Genomic DNA, 22,583 nt, shown 5'->3' on the forward strand with positions numbered 1-22,583 from the left:
GTACAATTTCAACAGGGTCATTACCGTATTCAGGGTTTTCATTTGTTCAATATTCAGTTGTTATGTACATCAAACAGGCAAAGGAAATATTTTATGCTGCAATTAATGCTGTACAGCCGCAGGTATTATTACCCGATCATGTTTATGTACATGAAGAAATGCTGCACATAGCCGGGCAGAAAATAAATGTTTCTTCAATAAATAATCTTATAGTTATTGCTGCCGGTAAAGCTGCACCTGCTATGGCTAAAGAAACAGAAAAACAACTGGGTAGCTTAATTACGAAAGGAATATGCATAACCAAGTATGAGCATGCTGTTCCGCTTGATGAATTCCAAACAGTGGAAGCTGCACATCCTGTACCTGATAAAAACAGCATCCTGGCCGGAAAACTGGTATTGCAGGCTGTGCAAAATGTGTCTGTTAATGATATTGTTTTGATATTGTTAAGCGGAGGAGCATCTTCTTTACTGGCTGATATTCCCGAAGGATGCAAACTGGAGGATATTCAGCAGTTATCTGATCTTCTTGTAAACAGCGGGGCATCCATTGAACAAATAAATATTGTACGCAAACATGTAAGCAGCATTAAAGGCGGACAATTGGCTAAAGCAGCTTATCCTGCAACAGTATTTACACTGATCATCAGCGATGTGCCGGGAGATGACCCGTGCAGTATTGCAAGTGGCCCTACCGTTCCCGACAGATCAACATTTGAGGAGGCGTACCATGTACTGGTGAAATATGATATATGGAATCAGGTTAGTGAAAGTGTAAGACAATACTTAGAAAAAGGATTAAATGCGGAGATTGAAGAAACGCCCAAACCCGGTTCTTTATTTTTTATAAATACTTTTTCGGAAATAATAGGGAATAATAAGCGTGCACTTGAAGCAGCAAAAATGAGTGCATCACAGGCAGGTTATCATGTTGTCATTTTAAACAATGTTCTTTCCGGTGATACAGAAATGGAAGCCCGGCAATTTGTTCAATACCTTTTGGATTATGACGGTAATTTGCCTGCCTGCATTATAATGGGCGGTGAAACAACTTTAAAAGTAACCGGTAATGGAAAGGGTGGGCGTAACCAGCATTTTGCCCTATGTTCGCTTTATGAATTATTACAAAAAAGTAAAACAAAGTATGACAGGAATATAACGATCCTGAGTGCAGGAACAGATGGAACAGATGGCCCCACTGATGCGGCGGGAGCAGTAATTGATGCGGAAATGATTAAAGCGGGAATGATAAATAAAGTCAGGTTGAATAAGCATCTTGCAGATTTTGATGCCTATTCTTTTTTCGATAAAGTCGGCGGGTTGATCATAACGGGGCCTACACAAACAAATGTGATGGATATGGTGATTGGACTTATAAACCGTTAACCGGTCATGCCGGATAACGTGTTATAACATATCAAATAAGCTGAATTATCACTATCAAGCTCCTGCAGGTTACCGTCTGCAATACATTGTTACCCGAAAAACATTCTTTAAATTGCAAGCCCTGCATCAAATTTAATCAGTTTATAAACGATCCGGAACAAATTAATAGCCGGGAATACTAATAAACAAATATCTTGATAATGGTTACAGTCATCATACCCGCATTGAATGAAGAAAAAACCATTGCACATGTTGTGAAACTTGCTAAAAATTCACCACAGGTTACGGAAGTTTTAGTTGTGGATGATAAATCAATGGACAATAACATTGAGCAGGCCCGGAAAGAAGGAGCATCTGTTATTACTAGTACAAAATTAGGGAAAGGAGCATCTATGAAAGACGGGGTGTTGGTTGCAAAGAATGAAATAATAGCCTTTCTTGATGCAGACATTATTAGTTACCCGGACAATGTAATAGAATTACTTACAGCGCCATTGATCAATGGTGAAAGCGATTTTGTGAAATCTTATTTTACAAGACAGGCAGGCAGGGTTACGGAACTGGTGGCAAAACCATTACTCTCGATCCTAAATCCCACTTTCCCGAATTTTCAGCAACCTTTAAGCGGTATGATAGCAGGAAAAAAAAGTTTGTTTAAAAAATGCGAATTTGAAGAAGGCTATGGTGTGGACATCGGTATTTTAATGGATATGCATAATATAGGTGCAAGAATTACAGAAGTAAATATCGGGAATATTGAAAACCGGATGCAACAACTGGAGCAATTGGGCAAAATGAGCCGGGAAGTTGCAAAAACCATTATGACGAAATCAAAAACTGCGGATGTTCAAAATCTGGAAACCTATGAAAACATACAGGTAATAAGGGAACAAATGGAATTTGCCATAAGGGAAAACCTGATGTCTTTAAAAAAGATCGCCATGTTTGATATGGATAATACCATTTTGCGTAAAAGTTTTATTAATACTGCGGCAGCTGAATTTGGATTTAAAAATGAACTGACAGATATAGTTACCAATAATAGTAACCCGTTTATACGTACCAAACTGATCGCCCGTTTGCTAAAAGGTAAAACCATTGGCGATCTGCTGGCTTTAACAGATAGTATTGATGTTACGCCACATTTACAGGATGCAATAAAGGAATTAAAACAACAGGGATATATTACCGGGATCATCAGCGACAGCTATGATTGTATTACCAATCACCTGAAAAATAAATTCGGTTTTGATTTTTCTATTTCCAACGAGCTTGAATTTTCAAAAAGCATAGCAACCGGTGAAGTGAAAATTCCATCTTTATTTTTATTGGATGATGCAAGCCAGTGTAAACACGATTATTGCAAACTCAATGCCCTTATCAATATTTGTAACAAATATGATGTGGATTTAAAAAACACCATGGTGGTTGGGGATGGTGAAAATGATATTTGCTGTATCCGGAAAGCCGGCATTGGTGTGTCCTTCTGTTCAACCAATCATTTTGTTGATTCTGTTGCAGACTATGTAATAAAGGAACCTGACTTTAATTTATTAATTCCAATTCTAAACTGATGATCTCATCCCTGTTAATTATTGTTTTTGTATTGGGCTATATCGCCATAGCTTTTGAACATCCGTTAAAACTCAATAAGGCCGCTTCGGCATTGATCACTGGTGTTATTTGCTGGACGATCTATATCCTTCAAAGCGGTTCTGCAGAAGTTGTGGGCGAGGAACTGCTTCATCACCTTGGAGAAATAGCTTCGATACTGTTCTTTTTATTGGGTGCCATGACGATCGTTGAGTTAATTGACACCCATGACGGGTTTAACATCATTACCCAGAAAATTAAAACCACTAATAAAAGCAAACTGCTTATCATTATTACAGTACTCACCTTTTTTCTCTCTGCTTTGCTGGATAATTTAACAACTGCAATAGTAATGTCGTCTTTGGTTACTAAGCTCTTAGTTATCAAAGAACACAGGCTTTGGTTTTGCGGAATGATCGTCATTGCAGCAAATGCAGGCGGAGCCTGGTCTCCGTTGGGAGATGTTACCACAACAATGCTTTGGATAGGTGGGCAGATAACCGCATTGAATATTATGAAGCAATTGATACTGCCCAGTATTGCTGTATGCCTTTTCCCGGCAATTATTGTTGCTTACAAATTCAGGGGTACCAAATTCAATCCTATTCCTGAATCAACTGCTACTTACAAAGAAAAGGCCGACAGCCGTATTGTACTGTTCTCTGGCATTGGATTTTTAATTATTGTACCAGTGTTTAAAACAATTACACATCTGCCACCTTTTATGGGAATGATGCTGGCCCTTGGTTTAATGTGGGTGATCACTACCATAATCCATAAGAATAAAAGACCTGAGGTTTCTGAAAAGCTAACTGTAGCCAAAGCATTGCAAAAAGTTGACACGCCAAGTATATTGTTTTTCCTGGGCATTTTACTGGCAGTTTCGGCTTTGCAATCATTTGGGTTGTTACAGGGAGTTGCCATATTTTTAACTAATACCTTAAAGAATGATTACCTGATTGGAATTACCCTCGGCCTCCTTTCGGCAATAGTTGACAATGTACCATTGGTGGCAGCTGCACAGGGAATGTACGATCTTAGTACATATCCCACTGATCATCCTTTTTGGGAATTTCTTGCACTCACGACAGGAACAGGTGGCAGCGCAATTATTATTGGCTCAGCTGCTGGTGTTGCAGTTATGGGAATACAGAATATTAATTTTATATGGTACCTTAAAAAAATAACCTGGCTGGCACTTATTGGGTTTGCAGCTGGAGTATTGGTATTCCTGCTGCAATTGCAGTTAGGCCGGTAGTACAGGATTAATTTCCAGAAAAATAGTACTGGCGTGGTTGGGTTTTTGTAGTTTACAGGGTAGTAAATTTCATATGCGTAGAGTAGTAATTATAATTTGTTCAATTCTTATAGTAGTAATTTTTACCCTGCTGGTGGTAAGGCAGAATTATAAAAATTCTCCGGATTATAATTATATAACCGCTAAACTGGACATCAAAAACAAGAATGCAAGAATTGTCAATATAGGGCTACGAAAGCCATCTTCAAAAGATAAAGAAATCGATAGTATTGAAGCCTGGTTTGGCTTTAAAAATATTTATATTGGATACGATACTACAAAGCAAATTAAATCAGGAATTAATAATTATAATGAAGTTATCGAGGCTTTTTTAAAATTGCGCAATGGAATGGATTGGAGAGCACATTACCAACGTAAAATTGATTCAATTTATAATGCAGCCTCAAAATAAAAGCAAGGAATAGGGCCGAAGTACCATTCAAAATGGTCATGCGTATTCAATACCCTGCTTTTGCTCCTCCAATATTCTCGATCGGGTGCCAGGTGGTCTTTATTTCCTGGAAGTCCATGATGAAGTAAGGAGATTGCCCGGATGCAGTTGCCCATTTCACGTTATCATACAGCACAACCCGTTTCACATTCAGCGCCGATCTTTCTTTTATCATTTTTTGTGTGGCAGCATCGCTTTCGCAATAAGTCGTTGCATTCACATCCATGTGGTCGGCAAAGAAGGGAGCCAGTTCAGAAACCTTGCCGGTAAGGATATTCACCACGCCGCCCGGGAGATCAGAACTATTGAGCACTTCGGCGAAAGTTACCGCACAAAGCGGCTTTGCATTCGAGGCAAGCACCACGCAGGTATTTCCGCCGGCAATGACGGGAGCAATTACCGAAACCAATCCCAGCAATGAGTCATTTTGTGGTGCAACGGCAGCTACCACACCGGTAGGTTCAGGCACCGAAAAATTAAAATGAGAAGAAGCTACCGGGTTTACCGAACTGTATAACTGCTGGAATTTATCGCACCAGCCGCTGTAATAAATAAGGCGGTCAATGGCAAGATTCACTTCTTTCTCGGCCTGTGATCTTGAAGCATCTTGTTTGATGAGTTCCTCAATGAACTGTGCCTTTCTTCCTTCCAGCATCTCGGCAATTCGGTACAATATCTGTCCACGGTTGAAAGCAGCCCTTCCGCTCCATCCGCCAAAAGCACCACGGGCTGCCACGACTGCGTCACGGAAGTCTTTTCTTGAACCCAGGCAAATATTGGCAAGTTTTTCTCCTTTGCTGTTTGTTGCAATATAATACCTGCCCGATTCAGTTCTGGGGAACTGACCACCTATGTAAATTTTATAGGTCTTTAAGACTTCAAGCCTTTTTTCTGCTGTTGCCATGATGCTATTTCGTTTAAAACGTTTAAGTCATTGAATTCGTTTCAGTCGTTTCAGGAGCTTTTCTTGCGCAGACCTTTTATATCTGATTTGAGCAGATAGCTAATGAATTTCTGCAACATCGTACTGATCCGGACCGCTAATAGATATAATTCTTCGAACTGTTCTTTACTAATATATCTCCTGTCCAATGCCCTGTACAATTGGGATCTTAATTCACCACATGATCCCTTTGAATACCCCAGGAACAATATGAATTCATTTTTTGTTCCTCTTTCAAAACCCTCAGCTATATTATCCATTATCGAGCCTGAAGAGCCTTCAATTTGTCCAATTAACCTGAAATTCCTTTTTAAAGAATCACCATCGATTATTTGACCTAACTTATTACATAGATCGCGGCTTACTTTCCATACATCTAAATCCTCAAACCTTTTAATAGTTGCCATGGGAAACGTTTAAAGGTTTAAATGTCGTTTAAATCGTTTTATTCGTTAGGGTGCTTTCTATCAAGAAAGACTGCTTTTTTTCTCAACCCTCAAACGACTTAAACGTCCTAAACCCTGCAACGATTGAAACGTCTTAAACCCTACAACGATTGAAACGTTCTAAACCCTGCAACGATTGAAACGTCTTAAACCCTGCAACGATTGAAACGTTCTAAACGATATTAACGTACGCCGATAATCCATGCACGCCGCCTTCTCTGCCATATCCACTTTCTTTATATCCACCAAAAGGTGATGCAGGATCAAACTTATTGAACGTGTTTGCCCAAACAACACCGGCTCTCAATTTAGTCGTCATATTGAATATCTTGGAACCCTTGTCAGTCCATACTCCGGCAGAAAGCCCATACGGTGTGTTATTAGCTTTTTCGATCACTTCATCATCTGTGCGGAAACTCTGGATGGCAAGTACAGGCCCGAATATTTCTTCTTGTGCTATTCTGTTTGATTGAGCTACATTGGTAAAAATGGTTGGCCTGCAGAAGAATCCTTTCCGGGGTAATGCACAGGAGCTTTGGTACATTTCTGCACCTTCCTGCAAACCGATCTTGATGTATTTATTAATGATGTCTAACTGCGCTTTTGAATTGATGGCGCCGATGTCGGTGTTCTTGTCAATGGGGTCACCAACAATTAAGGTCTCTAACCTGTCTTTTAATTTGCGGACCACCTCTTTAAAAACAGATTCCTGCACATATAAGCGGGAGCCTGCACAGCAAACATGTCCCTGGTTAAAGAATATCCCGTTGATCACACCTTCCACGGCCTGGTCAAGGGGTGCATCATCAAAAATGATGTTGGCGGCTTTCCCACCTAATTCTAGTGTTGCTTTTTTATTGGTTCCGGCAATGGCACGCTGAATTATTTTTCCTACTTCGGTACTGCCGGTAAAAGCGATCTTGTTTATATCGGGATGGTTAACGATGGCAGCACCCGTTGCGCCGGCACCCGTAATAATATTTACAACACCTGGTGGAAGGTCTGCTTCCTGTATTATTTCAGCCAGTTTCAATGCCGTAAGTGAAGTATTCTCTGCCGGTTTTAAAACAACCGTATTTCCGCATGCCAGAGCCGGGGCGATCTTCCAGGCAGCCATCAGTAATGGGAAATTCCAGGGAATGATCTGTCCCGCTACACCCAACGGTGCCGTAGTTCTGTTAGGAAAAGCATATTCCAGTTTATCGGCCCAGCCTGCATAATAAAAGAAATGGTTGGCGGCAGTGGGTACGTCAAAATCGCGGCTTTCACGGATGGGTTTACCGCCATCCAGTGTTTCGATGATGGCAAATTCCCTCGCTCTCTCCTGGATCATCCGGGCAATGCGGTAAATATATTTTGCCCGTTCGGCAGGGGGCATTTTTTTCCAGACCTTTTCATACGCATTTCTGGCAGCCACCACGGCCTTGTTTACATCAGCTCCGTTTGCCTCGGCGATCATGGATAATTTTTCTTCGGTTGCCGGGTTGATAGTTGGAAAATATTTCCTGCTCTGCGGCTTTTCGGATTTGCCATTGATGAAGAGTTCGTACTGCGGATCTATTTTGGCAGCGCTCTTGCTTTCCGGGGCGGGGGCGAGGTTACGGGCAGAGTCGAATTTTAGTTTGATGGTATTGGTCTTTGCTTTAGCCATTTGGTTCGTTTAAATCGTTTAAGTCGTTTAAGTCGTTTAAATCGTTTAATCCGTTTAGGTCGTTTAATGGTTGAAAACCCTGCAACGTCTGAAACGATTTTAAACGTTGAAACGTTTTAGTCAATTGAAAAATAATTCGCTGACTGGTAAACACCCGTCTTCTGTTTCATCAACTGCATCAATATATCATTGGCCAGGCTGCTTGCACCAAACCGGAACCATTCGTTGTTCATCCAGTCTTCACCCAGCACTTCATTCAGCATTACCAGGTAGTGCAGTGCCAGTTTAGCTTTTGAAATACCCCCTGCGGGTTTCATAGCAATTTTCTTTCCCGTCTTGTAATAAAAATCACGGATGGCTTCGAGCATTACAAGTGTAACAGGCATTGTAGCAGCCGGGGAAATTTTTCCGGTAGATGTTTTTATGAAATCCGCACCGGCATACATGGCAATATCACTGGCCCGGCGCACTTTATCATACGTGACCAGTTCGCCTGTTTCCAGGATCACTTTCAGTCTTGCTTCACCGCAAGCTTCTTTAATAGCAGCGATCTCATCAAACACAAAATTGTATTCGCCCTGCAGGAATTTTCCTCTTGATATCACCATATCAATCTCATCAGCCCCGTTCTGCACGGCATACCTGGTATCCCTGAGTTTTACATCACGGGGAGCCTGCCCGCTGGGGAATGCCGTTGCTACAGCGGCTACTTTCACCCCGGAATCTCCTAATGCTGTTTTAGCCACTTTCACCATACTCGGGTAAACACAGATAGCGGCCACGGTTGGTAAGCCTGGGTATGCATCATGTAAATGCAATGCTTTGTAACAAAGCTGTTTCACTTTTCCATCGGTATCTTTCCTTCCAGCGTGGTCAGGTCGATCATGTTGAGGGCGAGCTTGAGCCCGTTCACCTTGGTCTCGTTCTTAATGCTCCGCTTGGTGAACCGGGATGCCCTTTCTTCAATACCCACCTGGTCAACATGGGGTGATAAAGAAAAGCCGGGTATCGTTTTGGTAGCGATCATTTAATTCGGTTGAAAATAGTTGAAAGTCGTTTAAATCGTTTAAGGGTTTAAGCCGTTAGTGATTCCAGTGCTTTTTTTATCATGTTCTCCACAGCGGCGTCACTGTCTTTAGAGAATTCCTTTATCACGCGGTTGGCAATGATGGCATTCACACTCAGGCATTCATGCCCCATCAGTTTTCCCAATCCATAAATGGCGGATGTCTCCATTTCAAAGTTAGTGATTCGGTGATTATTAAAGCTGAAATGGGTGAGTTTATCAACCAGGCCCGGACTGCTTAATCCAAGGCGCAATACCCTTCCCTGCGGACCAAAGAAGCCCGGGCAGGTTACCGTAATGCCTTTGTGAAATCCTTTGCCGAATTTTTTCAATAACATTTCGCTGCCGCTAAAGGCATAAGGAATGGTAACGGCCGTATCTAATTTTGTTTGTTCAATAAAAGCATTCACGATCGCTTTATTGGCATCTGTTTTTTCGTAGTTGTAAAAATTAAGCAGGTTATCCAGTCCCAGTCCGTGGGAAGAAGCGACAAAACTGTCCACCGGTATATCGGCCTGCAATGAACCCGATGTGCCGAAGCGGACGATGCTGAGTTTGGTGAGTTCTTTCCTGATAACCCTCGTTTCAAAATCAATATTGGCCAGGGCATCCAGTTCGTTGAAGACGATGTCGATATTATCTGGGCCGATCCCGGTGGATATGACGGATAGATTTTTGTTCCCGATATAGCCGGTATGGGTAATGAACTCCCGGTGCTGCCGTTTGTGTTCGGTCTTATCAAAATAAGCACTTACTTTTTTAACCCGGTCCGGGTCGCCAACGACAATAACAGTTGGAGCCAGCTCTTCAGGCCGTAGATCAAGGTGATAAATGGCGCCGCGGTCATTGATGATGAGTTCTGATTCGGGGATGGGTTGCATAGGTGATCGTTAAGGAACAAAGATATTGATTAAAGGATTTGATTATTGGGTTTTAAATATCAGCAGGGTTTAAAGTAACCGGTATTCTTTTTTTGGGTTGCTACCTGCCGGAATAGGTTGATATAAAATAATGCACCAGTTGGTAAACAGCAAATGACAGCAGGCAGGCAACCAGCATCCTGGTTAATGTACTTATCCATCGAAAAGTAAATACCATTTTCATAGAAATCGCCAGGTAAACAAGTAATGCCAGGAGAAAAATACAGGCCAATATTAATAACAGCAAGTAGCTTACAGACTGAAATAGTAATATACAAAGTAACATAGCCGGGAAGATGATCAGGAAAAAGCAGCCAAAGTGAATGGAAAAAAGCATTGCGTCATAATAGAACAGTCCCTTGCGGTAAAATACGATAAAGCAGATGAAGGCATTGATGGGGATCATGATGAGGAATAGCCATTTGAAAATACCTGTTACCATCGGCACGGCTTCTTGCATGGTCATTTGCCGGCTGATTCGTTTTTTTTTATTGACCGCAAATAAGCGGCTGATGACATTGTTGCCATAACCATGATCTGCAAGCCATATCCCAATACTGTCTTTATGTATTTTTTTCAGCACCCTAAGGTCTCCATTGGTGACATCCGGGTTGTTCATCACCCAGGAAAAAGGTGGCACCAGTATATTATCCTTCACATTGTCTTCAGCTTTATCAAATAGTTGGCTGATGGTTATATTTTTTTCAGCGGTGCCCGTGGTTTCCCCGAAAAGCCCTTTATTCAGCAGATTTGTTTCATAAAAACCCATCACAAGCAGACCGAAAATCGAAAGGAAAATAAACATCCTGAATGGCGGGGTATAGCGGCCCCGGATATTATGTATATAGTCATGAGTGATCTTCCCGGGCCGGAACAAAAGCGTTTTCACTGAATAAAAAAACTTGGTATCAAAATGCAGTAGGCTTTCCAGCAGTTCATAGCCATAATGCACCAGGGGAAAACGGGGGTTGTGATTTTCCTGACCGCAATTTGGACAAAAATTGGTGTGCTTACTGTTTGTGCTGAACTGAAAATTGCAGTTTGCACAAGTATGTTGCTTGATTTTTTTTCTGCGCATGCTGTTTGATTAATACCGTTGCCGGCTGATCTTTCCGATACTGGATATTAACCAACGAAACAGGCATTGATCTTTTGTTGAATAACAGGTTACATAAAAACTGCCCGTTTATTTGTTTTTATATACCACCCCATCCTTCATCACAAAAACCACTTTCTCCATTACGCTGATATCTTTCACCGGGTCGCCATCCACTGCAATGATGTCTGCCAGTTTTCCTTTTTCAATTACACCCAGTATGTCCGAAATACCAAGCAGTTCTGCTGTGTTATACGTTGCCGACCGTATTGTTTCTATTGCCGGCATTCCGCCTTCCACCATATACACAAACTCTTTCCAGTTCTTACCATGTGCATACACACCGGCATCGGTACCAAATGCGATCTTTACTCCTGCTTTATACGCTTTCGTAAATGTTGCCTGTATCCTGGGGCCTACAACCAATGCCTTGGGGGTAACAATATCTGAATAATAACCCGGCATCCTTGCAGAGTCGGCAGTGGATTTGCCGGCAATGATGGTAGGCACATACCAGGTACCGTATTTTATAAATAACTCAATGGCTTCATCATCCATATACGTGCCATGTTCAATGGATGTAACACCGGCCCTTATCGCCCTTTTCATCCCTTCGGGGCCATGCGCATGGGCAGCTACTTTAAAACCATAGTCTTTTGCTGTTTCCACAATGGCTTTTAATTCTTCTTCCGTGAATTGTGCACCCAGCGCATCTTTTGCCTGGCTTAATACGCCGGCAGTGGCGGTTATCTTGATCAGGTCAGCACCATCCTTATACCGCTGGCGTACTGCTTTTCGTGCATCATCAGCCCCGTTAATTACACCTTCATTCGGGCCAGGGTCACCCATCAGGTTCTTGCGGTAACCATTTGTAGGGTCGGCATGCCCGCCGGTTGTTGCAATGGATTTACCGGCAGTGTATATCCTCGGACCGGTGATGAATCCTTTGTTGATGGCATTGCGTAAGGAAACATTGACGCCGCTTCCACCCAGGTCACGAACGGTGGTGAATCCGGCCATTAAGGTAACATTGACATATTTCACCGATTCAAAAGCGATGTCCTGTGGGTTCATGGTAAACCGGTCGGCAACGCCTCCTCTTTTTGTTTCACCCTCCAGGTGTACGTGCATATCCATCAGGCCGGGCATAACGGTCCGGTTCTTCAGGTCCATCAGTTTGTCGGCTGGCCGGGCCTGAACATAACCCTGTTTTACATCAACGATCTTATTCCCTTCAATGATCACCGACATATTTTCCAGCACAGCCTTGTTCTTTACGTCGATCAGCTTTCCGCAATGGAGTATGGTTTGCTGGGCATGGGTTAGGATGCAGGCAAAGAGTAGTGTAGCAAATAAAGCGAGGAGTCTTTTCATTTTGTCTATTTGATGTTAAGTTAGGATAAATGGGTGGATGATAAAAATCAACAAAAAAGACAGGATCAATCTTCATCGATCCTGCCTTTCAGATTTATGAATGGTTTTTATTTTATCCCGTATTTCGTTTCATACTTCTCTGCTAACTGTGTTTGCTTGTTGTGCAGGTTTATCTGCCGGCCTTGTATAAAGGCATTGTGGATGATGTTGGTACGCATGTCCAGAATATCCCCTTCGCTTACCAGCATATTGGCATCCTTGCCGGTTTCAATGCTGCCGGCCTTGTCGGCAATGCCCAGGATGGTTGCTGCATTCAGGGTAATGGCAGAAAGGGCTTCTTCTTTGGTCAGTCCATATGAAGCAGCGGTGCCGGCATTAAAAGCCAGGTTCCGGCTGCGGGTATTCTCATCATCGTCGTTGATGGTGAACAGCACCCCTGCTTTCTGCAGCATGGCCGGCGTTTTAAACGGCTGGTCAATATCATCATCGATCATGGCGGGCAGGTTGTGCAGTTGATTCAGTATTACGGCAATGTTGTTCTGCTTCAGCAGGTCAGCGATCTGCCAGCTGTCGACAGCGCCAACAAGCACCAGGTCAAAACCGGAATTCCTTTGCAAAATCTACCGCCAGCAACATCTCTTTTACAATATTGCAGTGGATGAACAGTTTTTGTTTCTTCTCAAACAAACCTTTTACCGCTTCAAATTTCAGGTTGGTGCTTTCGTGTTTGCTTTCTGCCAGGTATGCTTTTGCTTCCCGGAAAAATACTTTCACTTTTTCGATCTGCTCCAGGCCTGCTTTAACAGGATCGGCACTTGATGGTGCTGCACCAAAATTTCCAAAACCGCCTCTTCCGCCGCGGCGGGTGAGTAATGAAGGCATGCGGAAATGAATGCCGTTATCTGTTTTGTATGCGGCGTCTTCCCAGTTCCATGCATCCAGTTGCACTACAGAAGAAGAACCGGAAATGATACCTCCGGCAGGAACGATGTTTGCCAGCAGGATCCCGTTGGTGCGCAACGTGTTTATCACTTTCGAGTCAGTATTGTACGCCACCAGTGAACGGATGCTTGGGTTTATTTCACCGATCTCGGAGCCGTCGATGGTTGCACGTACCGAAGGCACTTCCACCAGGCCGATCTGTGAAGAAGCTAAGATCAGCCCGGGATAAATATGCTTTCCCCTGCAGTCGATCAGTTTTGCCCCTGCGGTTGATGCCGTGGCGCCTACTTCGGTTATCTTCCCGTCTTTAAAAACAACGGTGCCGTTATTTATCACCTGGCCATTGCCTACGTGAATGGTGGCATTGGTGAGGGCGATGGGTTCTTTTTGTGCATTGGCCGGCAAAATGGTTTCCTGTGCAGAAACTGGTGCAGCGGCTAAAACGGAACTTATATATAATATGATCTTTTTCATTTTACTGTTTTTTCAGATTATTTATTGTCTTCTATTTCGTCCGCATCAATGGTTAATAAACCTGTGTTGTGATTATGATCGCTGCAGGTATTCACTATTTCATACCGGGGCCTTGCCCGTTGAAAATTTCCGCCACCACCGGCACCACCTGCTGCTGTTCTTTTCAAAGTGGCCAGTTTCTGAACGATCCTGGACCGTTCAACCTGGTTCTTTTTACGCATTTCTGCATCTTTCTCCCGGTCGAAATAAATGGTTCCGTCCACAATGGTCTTTTCGGCTTTTGCATAAATGGATAAAGGATTGTCGTTCCATACTACCAGATCGGCGTCTTTACCCACTTTTATACTGCCTGTTTTATTGTCCACGTGCAGCATCTTTGCCGGGTTGATGGTTATCATCTTCAGTGCCTCTTCTTCGCTCATGCCGCCATACTTCACACTCTTGGCAGCTTCCTGGTTCAGGCGGCGGGCCATTTCGGCATCATCGGAATTGATGGCCACATTCAATCCTACCTTACTCATGATATAGGCATTGTACGGAATGGCATCCACCACTTCCATTTTATAATTCCACCAGTCGCTGAAGGTAGACGCATTGGCGCCGTGCGCTTTCATCTTATCGGCCACTTTATATCCTTCCAGGATATGGGTGAATGTATTTACCGGGAAACCGAAACGCTCGGCCACTTTCATGGTTGCATTGATCTCGCTCTGTACATACGAGTGGCAGGTGATGAACCGTTTTTTATTCATGATCTCCGCCAATGCATCCAGTTCAAGGTCTCTTCTTACAACGATCGGCGTGGCGCCTTTCTTCTTATTATTATCTTCAGCCGCCCTGATCGCCTTCTGATAATCCGATGCCCGCTGGAATGCATCCGTCAATACCTGTTCCACACCCATCCGGGTATCGGGGAAACGGGGATTGCCCTGGGTGGATGAACTTCTTTTTACATTTTCACCCAACGCAAACTTTATGAATGGATCAGCACCGGCAAATTTCAGTTCCTCGTCATCCATGCCCCAGCGGAGCTTTATCAGTTGTGTTTGTCCGCCGATGGTATTGGCAGAACCATGCAGGATGTGAGAACTGGTAACGCCACCGCTCAACTGGCGGTAGATGTTCATGTCGTCCGGGTTCAGGTTGTCACCGATCCTTACTTCGGAAGTAACGCTTTGTCCGCCTTCATTGGTAGATGAGGAAGCGATGTGAGAGTGTTCGTCAATGATCCCGGGCGTAATATTCTTGCCGGTGGCATCGATCACTTTGGCAGTAGGGTCAGAAAGACCTTTTCCAACAGCTGCGATCTTTCCATTTTTAATGAGGATGTCGGTATTCTCTAATTTGCCTTCTTTTTCACTGGTCCATACAGTGCCGTTCCTGATCAGGATATTTTCCTGCCTGGGCAGTTCTTCCCAACCATAACTTAGGAAGGGATACGTTACTTTTCCCAGCACCAATGGTTGCCTTGGCCTTGCGCTATCGGCTTTTGCTTCGGCTTTTTTATCAAAGGTTGCGGTCCAGGTAAATTTATTTCCCTGTGCATCTGCCCCATAGCCATTCCATGTTTTTCCGGCAACAGCCCCGCTCAAAATGGTCTCTCTTGCACCCGGGCCACGGCCTTCGGTATAACTCAGTTTTACCAGTTTGCCATCATAGGTATATTTTCCGGTGAGGGTATCCTTGCTTACAAAACTGGCAACGCCGGCATCTTTCAGTTCCAGTGAAAAAGTCTTGACACCTGCATGGGTATTGGCTGCTAAATTGTAAAATCCTTTTGCGTCGTACCAGTTCTCATCCTTCACCGCATTTTTAATTCCCTGTGTCCAGTTTTGCAGCAGCACGGTCTTTTCTGCAAATACCGGCCCGGAAGTAATGATGAAGTTAGCGATCTTGCCCGCATCCAGGCTTCCTATCTTATCATATACACCCAGTAAGGTTGCCGGGACTTTTGTCAAAGCCTCCAGCGCTTTTGGTTCAGTTAATCCATACTCGATGGCTTTGCGAAGGTTGGCCATAAAGTCTGCCGGATTGCTAAGGTCGGCTGTTGTAAGGCAGAAATTGATCCCTGCTTTTTCAAAAGCTGCCGGATTTCCCGGGGCAAGTTCCCAGTGCTTGAGGTCATCGAGTCCCACAAAACGCAGGTCATTCGGATCATCCACATCCATGGGGGCCGGATAATTCAGTGATAAGATGAATGATGCTTTTGTCTCTGCCATCTCACGCATACGCTGGTATTCATTACCACCGCCTTTTATGATGTACTGAACACCAAATTCATCGCCGATCCGGTCGGCCCTCAGGTCATTCCATTTATCATTGGCATCAAATATCTGCGGCAGGTTTTGGTTGTCGTTCCAGCTTTTTAAAGAAAGGTTTATTCCTTCTGCAGCAGGATTGGATTTATACCATTGTGCATCTAAATAGGTCTGGCGTAATAAAGCAATGGTTCCCATCATGGAGCTTGGATAGCTTTGTGCCGATGTTCCCCTGCTGAAAGAATAATGGGCAGAGGCCCTGTCTTTTATCAATGCAAAATTATCGGGCTGGCTTGCAAGTGTGACGAAAGCGCCGGTTCCCCTGGCAATACCGTCTTTCTGGTGCGTGAGTACCGAGCCAAAACCAATGTCCCGGAGCGCTTTTGCTTTGGCATCATCTGCGGTGAAGATCCTGTACGCATCGGTCTCCGCTTTGATGGCCTGGTTCCAGCCATAGGCACCCTTGGTACTGGAAGCCAATTGCTGGGTACGGAAAAAAGCGGCTGCACCACCGGCAACACCTGTCTGCTGGGCACTGGCCGATGCACTCCCATAAGCGCTGTAAATATCAATGAAGGCGGGGTAAATATATTTCCCCTTGCAGTCGATCAGCACGGCGTCTTGTGGAACGGGGATATTATTTCCTACGGCCTCGATCTTTCCCCTGCGTATGACCAGGGTCGCATCTTTTAAAGTATCCCGGGCACCTTTAAGAATGGTGGCATTGGTAAAGGCATAATACCCGTCCTTTGGGTTTGCCACATCATTTACCGGGAATGTTGCCTGGGCCTTCAGCAGTTGAAAGCTGCCTGCCAGGAAAGCAAACAGCATTAACCCGTTTTTTAGTTTTTGCATGCAGTTATTTTTTATTGGGCGATAAATATAACAAATGATTAATTGTGAAAACACCCGCCTGAATAATTTAGCCGCTGAATAGCCGTAATTTTACGGAAGCAAAGCCATTTGGTGGATAAACAATAGCTTTTTGCGCATAATATGATAGTTTTGCCTTGAGGGTAACGATGCGCAGGGATGGATAGACGGAACGGTTTTTGCAAATCAGGACAACATGAAGAAAGCAATCGGCATATTATTTTTGATCTCGTTTTCTGCTACGGCAATGGCACAGGCTGTGGTTGCAGACAGTGCAGTACCGAAAGTGATCGTTAATAAGGACCCCCGCCTGGACATACTGGCCAGGGCCGAAGCGGAGATCAACAACTATGCAAACCGGTTCACCAAGGGTTACCGCCTGTTTGTATTGAAGTCCAATAACCGGGACTATGCCATGAAAGTGCGGGCCTATCTTTTGCAGACCTTCCCGGAAGAGAAGGTCATTATGACCTACCAGTCGCCCTTTATTAAAATGAAGTTTGGTGATTTTGTGGAGAAGAAGGATGCGGAGAAATACCGTGACCTCATCATAAAATCCGGTATCGTGACCGGGGGTGTTTACCTGCTGCCGGAAATGGTGGAATTGAAACCCGACAAGATAAAAGAGCAGGAGTTGAAATAGGGCTCATTAAAATTCATATGAGGGAGTTTCTGACAGGAACTCCTTTTTATTTTGCCTGTTTAAAGTTATTTTTATTGCATGATAAAGAAAAGCATCCAGGACCTCGCCAAAAGATACGCCAATGAGTTTATCAGTATCCGTCATCATTTACATGCAAACCCGGAATTAAGCTATAAGGAATTTGAAACTTCTGCATTTGTTCAGCAAAAATTAAGTGAGTGGGGTATTCCGTTTGAGGTGAAAGCCACTACCGGGGTTGTTGGCCTGGTCAAAGGAAAGAACCCGGGGAAAAGGGTGGTGGCCTTAAGGGCCGATATGGATGCCCTGCCCATTTCCGAAGAGAATGATGTGGATTACAGGTCGAAGAATGCCGGCGTAATGCATGCCTGCGGACATGATGTTCATACCACCTGCCTGCTGGGCGCTGCAAAGATCTTACATGAGCTGAAAGATGCGTGGGAGGGAACGGTGAAATTGATCTTTCAGCCGGGGGAAGAAAAAAATCCCGGGGGCGCCAGTTTATTGATCGGGGAAGGGGTACTGGAAGATCCGAAGCCGGAAAAGATATTTGCCCTGCATGTACATCCCGGGCTGGAAGTGGGGAAGCTGAGTTTCCGCAATGGCATGGTGATGGCAAGTGCGGATGAGTTATACATCAGCATCAAAAGCAAGGGCGGCCATGCTGCAGCGCCGCAATTCACGGCCGATACGATATTGATCGCATCGCATCTTGTGGTAAGCCTGCAGCAGATCGTAAGCAGGAATAACAGCCCGTTCAATCCTTCGGTCCTGTCCATTACTTCATTCCAGGGCGGTCATACCACCAATGTCATTCCATCGGAAGTGAAGCTGATGGGTACTTTCCGGGCTATGAACGAGGAGTGGCGTTTTAAAGCGCATGAACTTATAAAAAAGCAGACCATTGAATTGGTAACAGCCATGGGTGCCGAAGCAGACATTCATATCGATATAGGGTATCCCTTTGTGTTGAATGATGAAGCATTGGGCAACGCAGCAAGAAAAAAGGCGGAGGAATACATGGGGGCCGCCAATGTGGAAGAAACCGAGTTGCGGATGGGAGCGGAGGATTTTGCATACTACTCACATAAGATACCGTCTTGTTTTTTCCGGTTAGGGGCTGGCAATAAAGCAAAAGGAATAACCAGCGGGGTGCATACACCTACTTTTAATATTGACGAAAGAGCGATCGAGACCGGGATGGGGATGATGGCCTGGCTGGGGGCAGATATTTAACGTTGGAGGGTTTAAGTCGTTCAATGGTTAGGAAGCCTGATTATTAAAACGACTTAAACGATTTGGAACGACTTAAACGATTTGTAACGACTTAAACGTTTTAAACGACAAATATGAAAATAGCATTCCACGGCGCAGCCAGAACGGTAACCGGTTCCAAACACCTGCTTACCCTGAAGAACGGAAAGAAGTATTTACTGGATTGCGGCATGTTCCAGGGCATGGGGCGACAAACCGATGCCATGAACCGTACCTGGGGTTTTGAACCATCGGAAGTCACTCACCTTATCTTATCGCATGCACATATCGACCACTGCGGACTGATCCCCAAGTTTGTGAAAGATGGGTTTGACGGGAAGATATTCTGCACACCGGCCACCAAAGAATTATCGGCCGTGATGCTGGAAGATTCTGCCGGCATCCAGGAAAGCGAGATCAAATACGAGAACAAGCGAAGGGCACAGGATGGCCTGCCTTACCTGAAACCATTGTACGATACAGCCGATGCAATGGCGGCCATGGATCATTTTGTAGAAGTGGATTATGATAAATGGTTTACGATCGATGAAAATGTGGAAGTGCAGTACACCGATACCGGCCACATCATCGGCAGTGCTGCGGTGCATTTGAAGATCAAAGAAAACGGAAAGATCACCCGCATCAGTTTCAGCGGAGATGTGGGGCGATACCGGGATGTGATCTTACGGTCGCCGGCTGAATTTTCGCAGGCCGATTATATACTGCTGGAATCAACCTACGGCAACAGCCTGCATGATGTGAACACCACCACCCCCGACCTGGTCTTAAAATGGATCGAGAAGGCCTGTATCCAAAAGAAAGGGAAACTGATCATTCCTGCTTTCAGCGTGGGCCGTACCCAGGAAATATTATATGCCCTGAACCAGCTGGAACTGGAAAGGAGATTGCCTGACCTGAATTATTTTGTTGACAGTCCGCTGAGCGTGAAGGCCACAGAGATCATCAAGAATTATCCGCATTACTTTAATAAGACCATACAAAGGATATTGGCAAGCGACACGGATCCCTTCGGTTTTAAAGGATTGAAGTTCATTAAATCGGTGGATGAATCGAAGTTGCTCAATTTCCGCAACGGACCTTTTGTTATCATTTCGGCAAGCGGCATGGCAGATGCCGGGCGGGTGAAGCACCACATCAGCAACAATATTGAGAACAGCCACAACACCATTTTATTCACCGGGTATTGCGAACCGCACTCCCTGGGCGGTAAATTACTCGACGGCAGGAAAGAAGTGAATATCTATGGCGTGGCGCATGAAGTGAATGCCGAGATCGGTTCCATAAGAAGCATGAGTGCCCATGGAGATTACGATGACCTATGCCAGTTCCTGGCCTGCCAGGACCCCAAAAAAGTGAAACGGTTATTCCTGGTGCACGGTGAATATAATGTTCAGACGGAGTTTAAAGAACGCCTCATCCGGAAAGGGTTTGTTGATGTAGAGATCCCTGAAATGCACTACGAGATAGGGCTTACTTAAAACCGTTGCGGTTTAAATGCCGTGATATCGATCGATGTTGTCTTGCGCTGGATGATCTCACTCACCAGTTTGCCGGTACCTGTTCCTTCCGAAATGCCCAGCATAGCATGGCCACCTGCAAAAACAACATTTTCAAATTCTGAAACTCTGCCGATATAGGGCAGCCCGTCCGGCGTGACAGGCCGTAAGCCATTCCATATTTTTTCAACGGGAGGAAAATCTATTTTTAATCCCGGGTAAAAATTCCTGGCTGAGTCATAAATGCCCTGCATGCGTTTTACAAGTACGTTATTATTGATGCCGCTGAGTTCCATCGTGCCGCCAATGCGCAACTGGTGCTTCCAGGGTGTTATGGCGCATCTCCCGTCGACCAGGATAGCCGGGTATTTGATATTCTTTTCTACATGCTGGTACGTGTGGCTGTAACCCTTGCCCGGTTGCAGTAATAATTTAATGCCCAGCATCTTTGCAACCACGGGCAGCCAACTCCCGGTTGACAGAACGATCTCATGGCAATCAAATTTTCCCTTGTTGGTGATCACTGCTGAGATCTTTTTGCCCGATCTTTCAAAACCGGTAACCGTTGTATTGAGCTGAAACCTTACTCCTTTCTTGTCTAAATCGTTTTTGAGGGCGGTCATCATCTTGCCGGGATTAAAATGGCAATCGTCTTTGAACAGAACAGCCCCGGCAACATCCACTTCCACATCTGTTTCCAGTTGCTGTACGGCATCCCGTTTCAGCCGCTCCACTTTCAGTCCGAATTTTTCTGCATCATCGGCCAGGTGAAATTCATGCTCCAGTGTTTTCGGCTGCTTGCACATCATCAGGCACCCGATCTCTTCCATATCAAAGGTATCACCGATCTCATTCCGCATATCGTTGATCAGCTGCCGGCTCAGGTGCAGAATATTATTCAGGTGTGGTGCATTTTGTTTTACGGTGGCCGCGTTGCTGTTCTTCCAGAAATGATAGCCCCATTGAACCAGGTCCCAGTTCAGTCTTGGTTTTATATAGAACGGGCTGCTGCTGCTGAGCATATGCCGGATACCTTCGGCAATGATTCCGGGGCTTGCCAGCGGAATAAAATGGCTGGGCGACATGTATCCCATGTTGCCAAAAGAACAACCGTCTGTTATATCGCCCCGTTCAATAACGGTTACTTCGTATCCTTCCTTTTGCAAATAATAAGCGCTGCATAATCCGATTACACCGCCACCAACGATCGTTACTTTCATAGACCTTTATTATATGTTGTTTTTAAATATGAATCAGGATGCCATTTTACGGATGACAGAATCCGCTTTCATCCGTACAGATCTGTGTCATCCCTTTTTCCATCACAAAACCTGGAAACCCAATGCATACGGGTCATCTTCGGTATCAATGGTAATTATATTATGCCCGTAAATCCTTGCCCAGCCTTCAATGCCTGGCCTGATCGCCGGTTTCCCGGCAACCGTTAATTCTTCTTCGATCCGCCCGGTGAATTTACTGCCAATGATGCTTTCATGTATGAATTCATCTCCTTTCTTTAATTTGCCTTTCGCATACCACTGTGCCATACGAGCCGATGTGCCGGTACCACAGGGGCTGCGGTCGATGGCCTTATCGCCATAAAAAACGGCATTTCGGGCTGTTGACGTTTTGTCGATCACCGCACCGGTCCATAAGATATGGCTGCATCCATGTATGGTCTCATTTTCGGGATGGACAAAATCGTATTTGGTATTGATGTTCTTTCTCAGTTCTCTTGCCCAGCTTATTAATTTGTCGGCTGAATAATTTTCCAGTCCCTTGAAATTTTTCTGAACGTCCACAATGGCGTAAAAATTTCCGCCGTAAGAAACATCAATTACCAATTCTCCCAGGTCCGGGCAATGAACAGTTAGTTCTGTTGCTGCCAGAAATGAAGGCACATTGGTAAGATTAACCGATTTTACTTTTTTGCCTTCTTGCTTATACGAAATTAAAACCAATCCTGCAGGGGCTTCCATCCTCACGATGCCGGGTGTTTTTGGTTTTATCAACCCTTCTTCTATGGCGATGGTGATGGTGCCGATGGTTCCGTGTCCGCACATGGGCAGGCAGCCGCTGGTTTCAATGAAAAGAACGGCCACATCATTCTGCAGATCATGCGGCGGGTAGAGGATGCTTCCGCTCATCATATCATGCCCGCGGGGTTCAAACATGAGGCCCCTACGTATCCAGTCGTATTCTTTCATGAAATGCTGGCGCTTTTCGCTCATGGTATTCCCTTGCAGTTCCGGGCCGCCTTCTTTTACAAGACGAACGGGATTGCCGCAGGTGTGGGCATCTATGCAGTGGAATGTATGCTTCATTTTGGTTGCCAGGTTCTAAACTTCGCCAAAGTTCTGAACTTTGGCGAAGTTTTGTAAA

At 44.6% G+C, this 22,583-nt stretch carries 16 protein-coding genes and 2 pseudogenes; 7 read left to right on the forward strand and 11 right to left on the reverse strand.

The genetic code is table 11. The annotated features are described in order from the left end of the window. Positions 1-62 precede the first annotated feature (62 nt). The 4 genes from IPJ02_12840 (at position 63) to IPJ02_12855 (ending at position 4,687) form a co-directional block, all read left to right on the forward strand. Positions 63-1,385 carry a DUF4147 domain-containing protein gene (locus tag IPJ02_12840; protein MBK7376408.1) on the forward strand — a complete coding sequence of 441 codons (1,323 nt, stop codon included), beginning with the start codon at positions 63-65 and terminating at the stop codon, positions 1,383-1,385. A gap of 200 nt (positions 1,386-1,585) precedes the next feature. Next, a complete protein-coding gene (locus tag IPJ02_12845) occupies positions 1,586-2,959 on the forward strand; it encodes an HAD-IB family phosphatase (protein ID MBK7376409.1) in 1,374 nt (457 codons plus the stop codon). Positions 2,960-2,961: 2 nt separating this feature from the next. Further along, positions 2,962-4,236: a sodium:proton antiporter NhaD gene (nhaD, locus tag IPJ02_12850; protein ID MBK7376410.1), complete on the forward strand. Its 1,275-nt coding sequence runs from the start codon at positions 2,962-2,964 to the stop codon at positions 4,234-4,236. A gap of 73 nt (positions 4,237-4,309) precedes the next feature. Then, positions 4,310-4,687 carry a hypothetical protein gene (locus IPJ02_12855; GenBank protein MBK7376411.1) on the forward strand — a complete coding sequence of 126 codons (378 nt, stop codon included), beginning with the start codon at positions 4,310-4,312 and terminating at the stop codon, positions 4,685-4,687. Between the two features lie 46 nt (positions 4,688-4,733). Here IPJ02_12855 and IPJ02_12860 read toward each other — a convergent pair whose 3' ends face one another. From IPJ02_12860 to IPJ02_12900, 9 genes and pseudogenes are all read right to left on the reverse strand, one after another. After that, positions 4,734-5,630 (reverse strand): aldehyde dehydrogenase family protein, encoded by an 897-nt coding sequence (locus tag IPJ02_12860; GenBank protein MBK7376412.1) that lies wholly within the window; start codon positions 5,628-5,630, stop codon positions 4,734-4,736. A gap of 50 nt (positions 5,631-5,680) precedes the next feature. Beyond that, entirely contained in the window at positions 5,681-6,076 is a 396-nt protein-coding gene (locus IPJ02_12865) for a four helix bundle protein (GenBank protein ID MBK7376413.1), read from the reverse strand. Positions 6,077-6,287: 211 nt separating this feature from the next. Then, positions 6,288-7,766: an aldehyde dehydrogenase family protein gene (locus tag IPJ02_12870; protein ID MBK7376414.1), complete on the reverse strand. Its 1,479-nt coding sequence runs from the start codon at positions 7,764-7,766 to the stop codon at positions 6,288-6,290. 116 nt (positions 7,767-7,882) lie between these two features. Continuing rightward, positions 7,883-8,793 (reverse strand): annotated as a pseudogene (gene deoC / locus IPJ02_12875) (deoxyribose-phosphate aldolase). 47 nt (positions 8,794-8,840) lie between these two features. Continuing rightward, positions 8,841-9,713, reverse strand: coding sequence for a nucleoside phosphorylase (locus tag IPJ02_12880; protein MBK7376415.1), 873 nt, complete (start codon positions 9,711-9,713; stop codon positions 8,841-8,843). Between the two features lie 100 nt (positions 9,714-9,813). Beyond that, on the reverse strand, positions 9,814-10,641 hold the full coding sequence (locus tag IPJ02_12885) for a DUF3667 domain-containing protein (protein MBK7376416.1): 828 nt from the start codon (positions 10,639-10,641) through the stop codon (positions 9,814-9,816). 297 nt (positions 10,642-10,938) lie between these two features. After that, on the reverse strand, positions 10,939-12,222 hold the full coding sequence (locus IPJ02_12890; GenBank protein ID MBK7376417.1) for an amidohydrolase family protein: 1,284 nt from the start codon (positions 12,220-12,222) through the stop codon (positions 10,939-10,941). A 107-nt stretch (positions 12,223-12,329) separates the two neighbouring features. Beyond that, positions 12,330-13,638 (reverse strand): annotated as a pseudogene (locus IPJ02_12895) (amidohydrolase family protein). A 17-nt stretch (positions 13,639-13,655) separates the two neighbouring features. After that, positions 13,656-16,751 (reverse strand): amidohydrolase family protein, encoded by a 3,096-nt coding sequence (locus tag IPJ02_12900; protein ID MBK7376418.1) that lies wholly within the window; start codon positions 16,749-16,751, stop codon positions 13,656-13,658. Between the two features lie 214 nt (positions 16,752-16,965). On the opposite strand from IPJ02_12900, the gene IPJ02_12905 reads away from it, so the two are divergent. The 3 genes from IPJ02_12905 (at position 16,966) to IPJ02_12915 (ending at position 20,183) form a co-directional block, all read left to right on the forward strand. After that, positions 16,966-17,412, forward strand: coding sequence for a hypothetical protein (locus tag IPJ02_12905; protein ID MBK7376419.1), 447 nt, complete (start codon positions 16,966-16,968; stop codon positions 17,410-17,412). 78 nt (positions 17,413-17,490) lie between these two features. Continuing rightward, positions 17,491-18,666: an amidohydrolase gene (locus tag IPJ02_12910; GenBank protein ID MBK7376420.1), complete on the forward strand. Its 1,176-nt coding sequence runs from the start codon at positions 17,491-17,493 to the stop codon at positions 18,664-18,666. Positions 18,667-18,779: 113 nt separating this feature from the next. Further along, positions 18,780-20,183, forward strand: coding sequence for an MBL fold metallo-hydrolase (locus IPJ02_12915; GenBank protein ID MBK7376421.1), 1,404 nt, complete (start codon positions 18,780-18,782; stop codon positions 20,181-20,183). On the opposite strand, the gene IPJ02_12920 is transcribed toward IPJ02_12915, so the two are convergent. Both IPJ02_12920 and IPJ02_12925 read right to left on the reverse strand, forming a co-directional pair. After that, a complete protein-coding gene (locus tag IPJ02_12920) occupies positions 20,180-21,421 on the reverse strand; it encodes an FAD-dependent oxidoreductase (GenBank protein MBK7376422.1) in 1,242 nt (413 codons plus the stop codon). The two genes, IPJ02_12915 and IPJ02_12920, sit on opposite strands and share 4 nt — an antisense overlap. Positions 21,422-21,523: 102 nt before the next feature. Beyond that, positions 21,524-22,525: a 4-hydroxyproline epimerase gene (locus IPJ02_12925; GenBank protein MBK7376423.1), complete on the reverse strand. Its 1,002-nt coding sequence runs from the start codon at positions 22,523-22,525 to the stop codon at positions 21,524-21,526. Between the last annotated feature and the right edge of the window lie 58 nt (positions 22,526-22,583).

Source organism: Chitinophagaceae bacterium, assembly GCA_016710165.1.
In the GTDB taxonomy this organism is placed as follows: Bacteria; Bacteroidota; Bacteroidia; order Chitinophagales; family Chitinophagaceae; genus Ferruginibacter.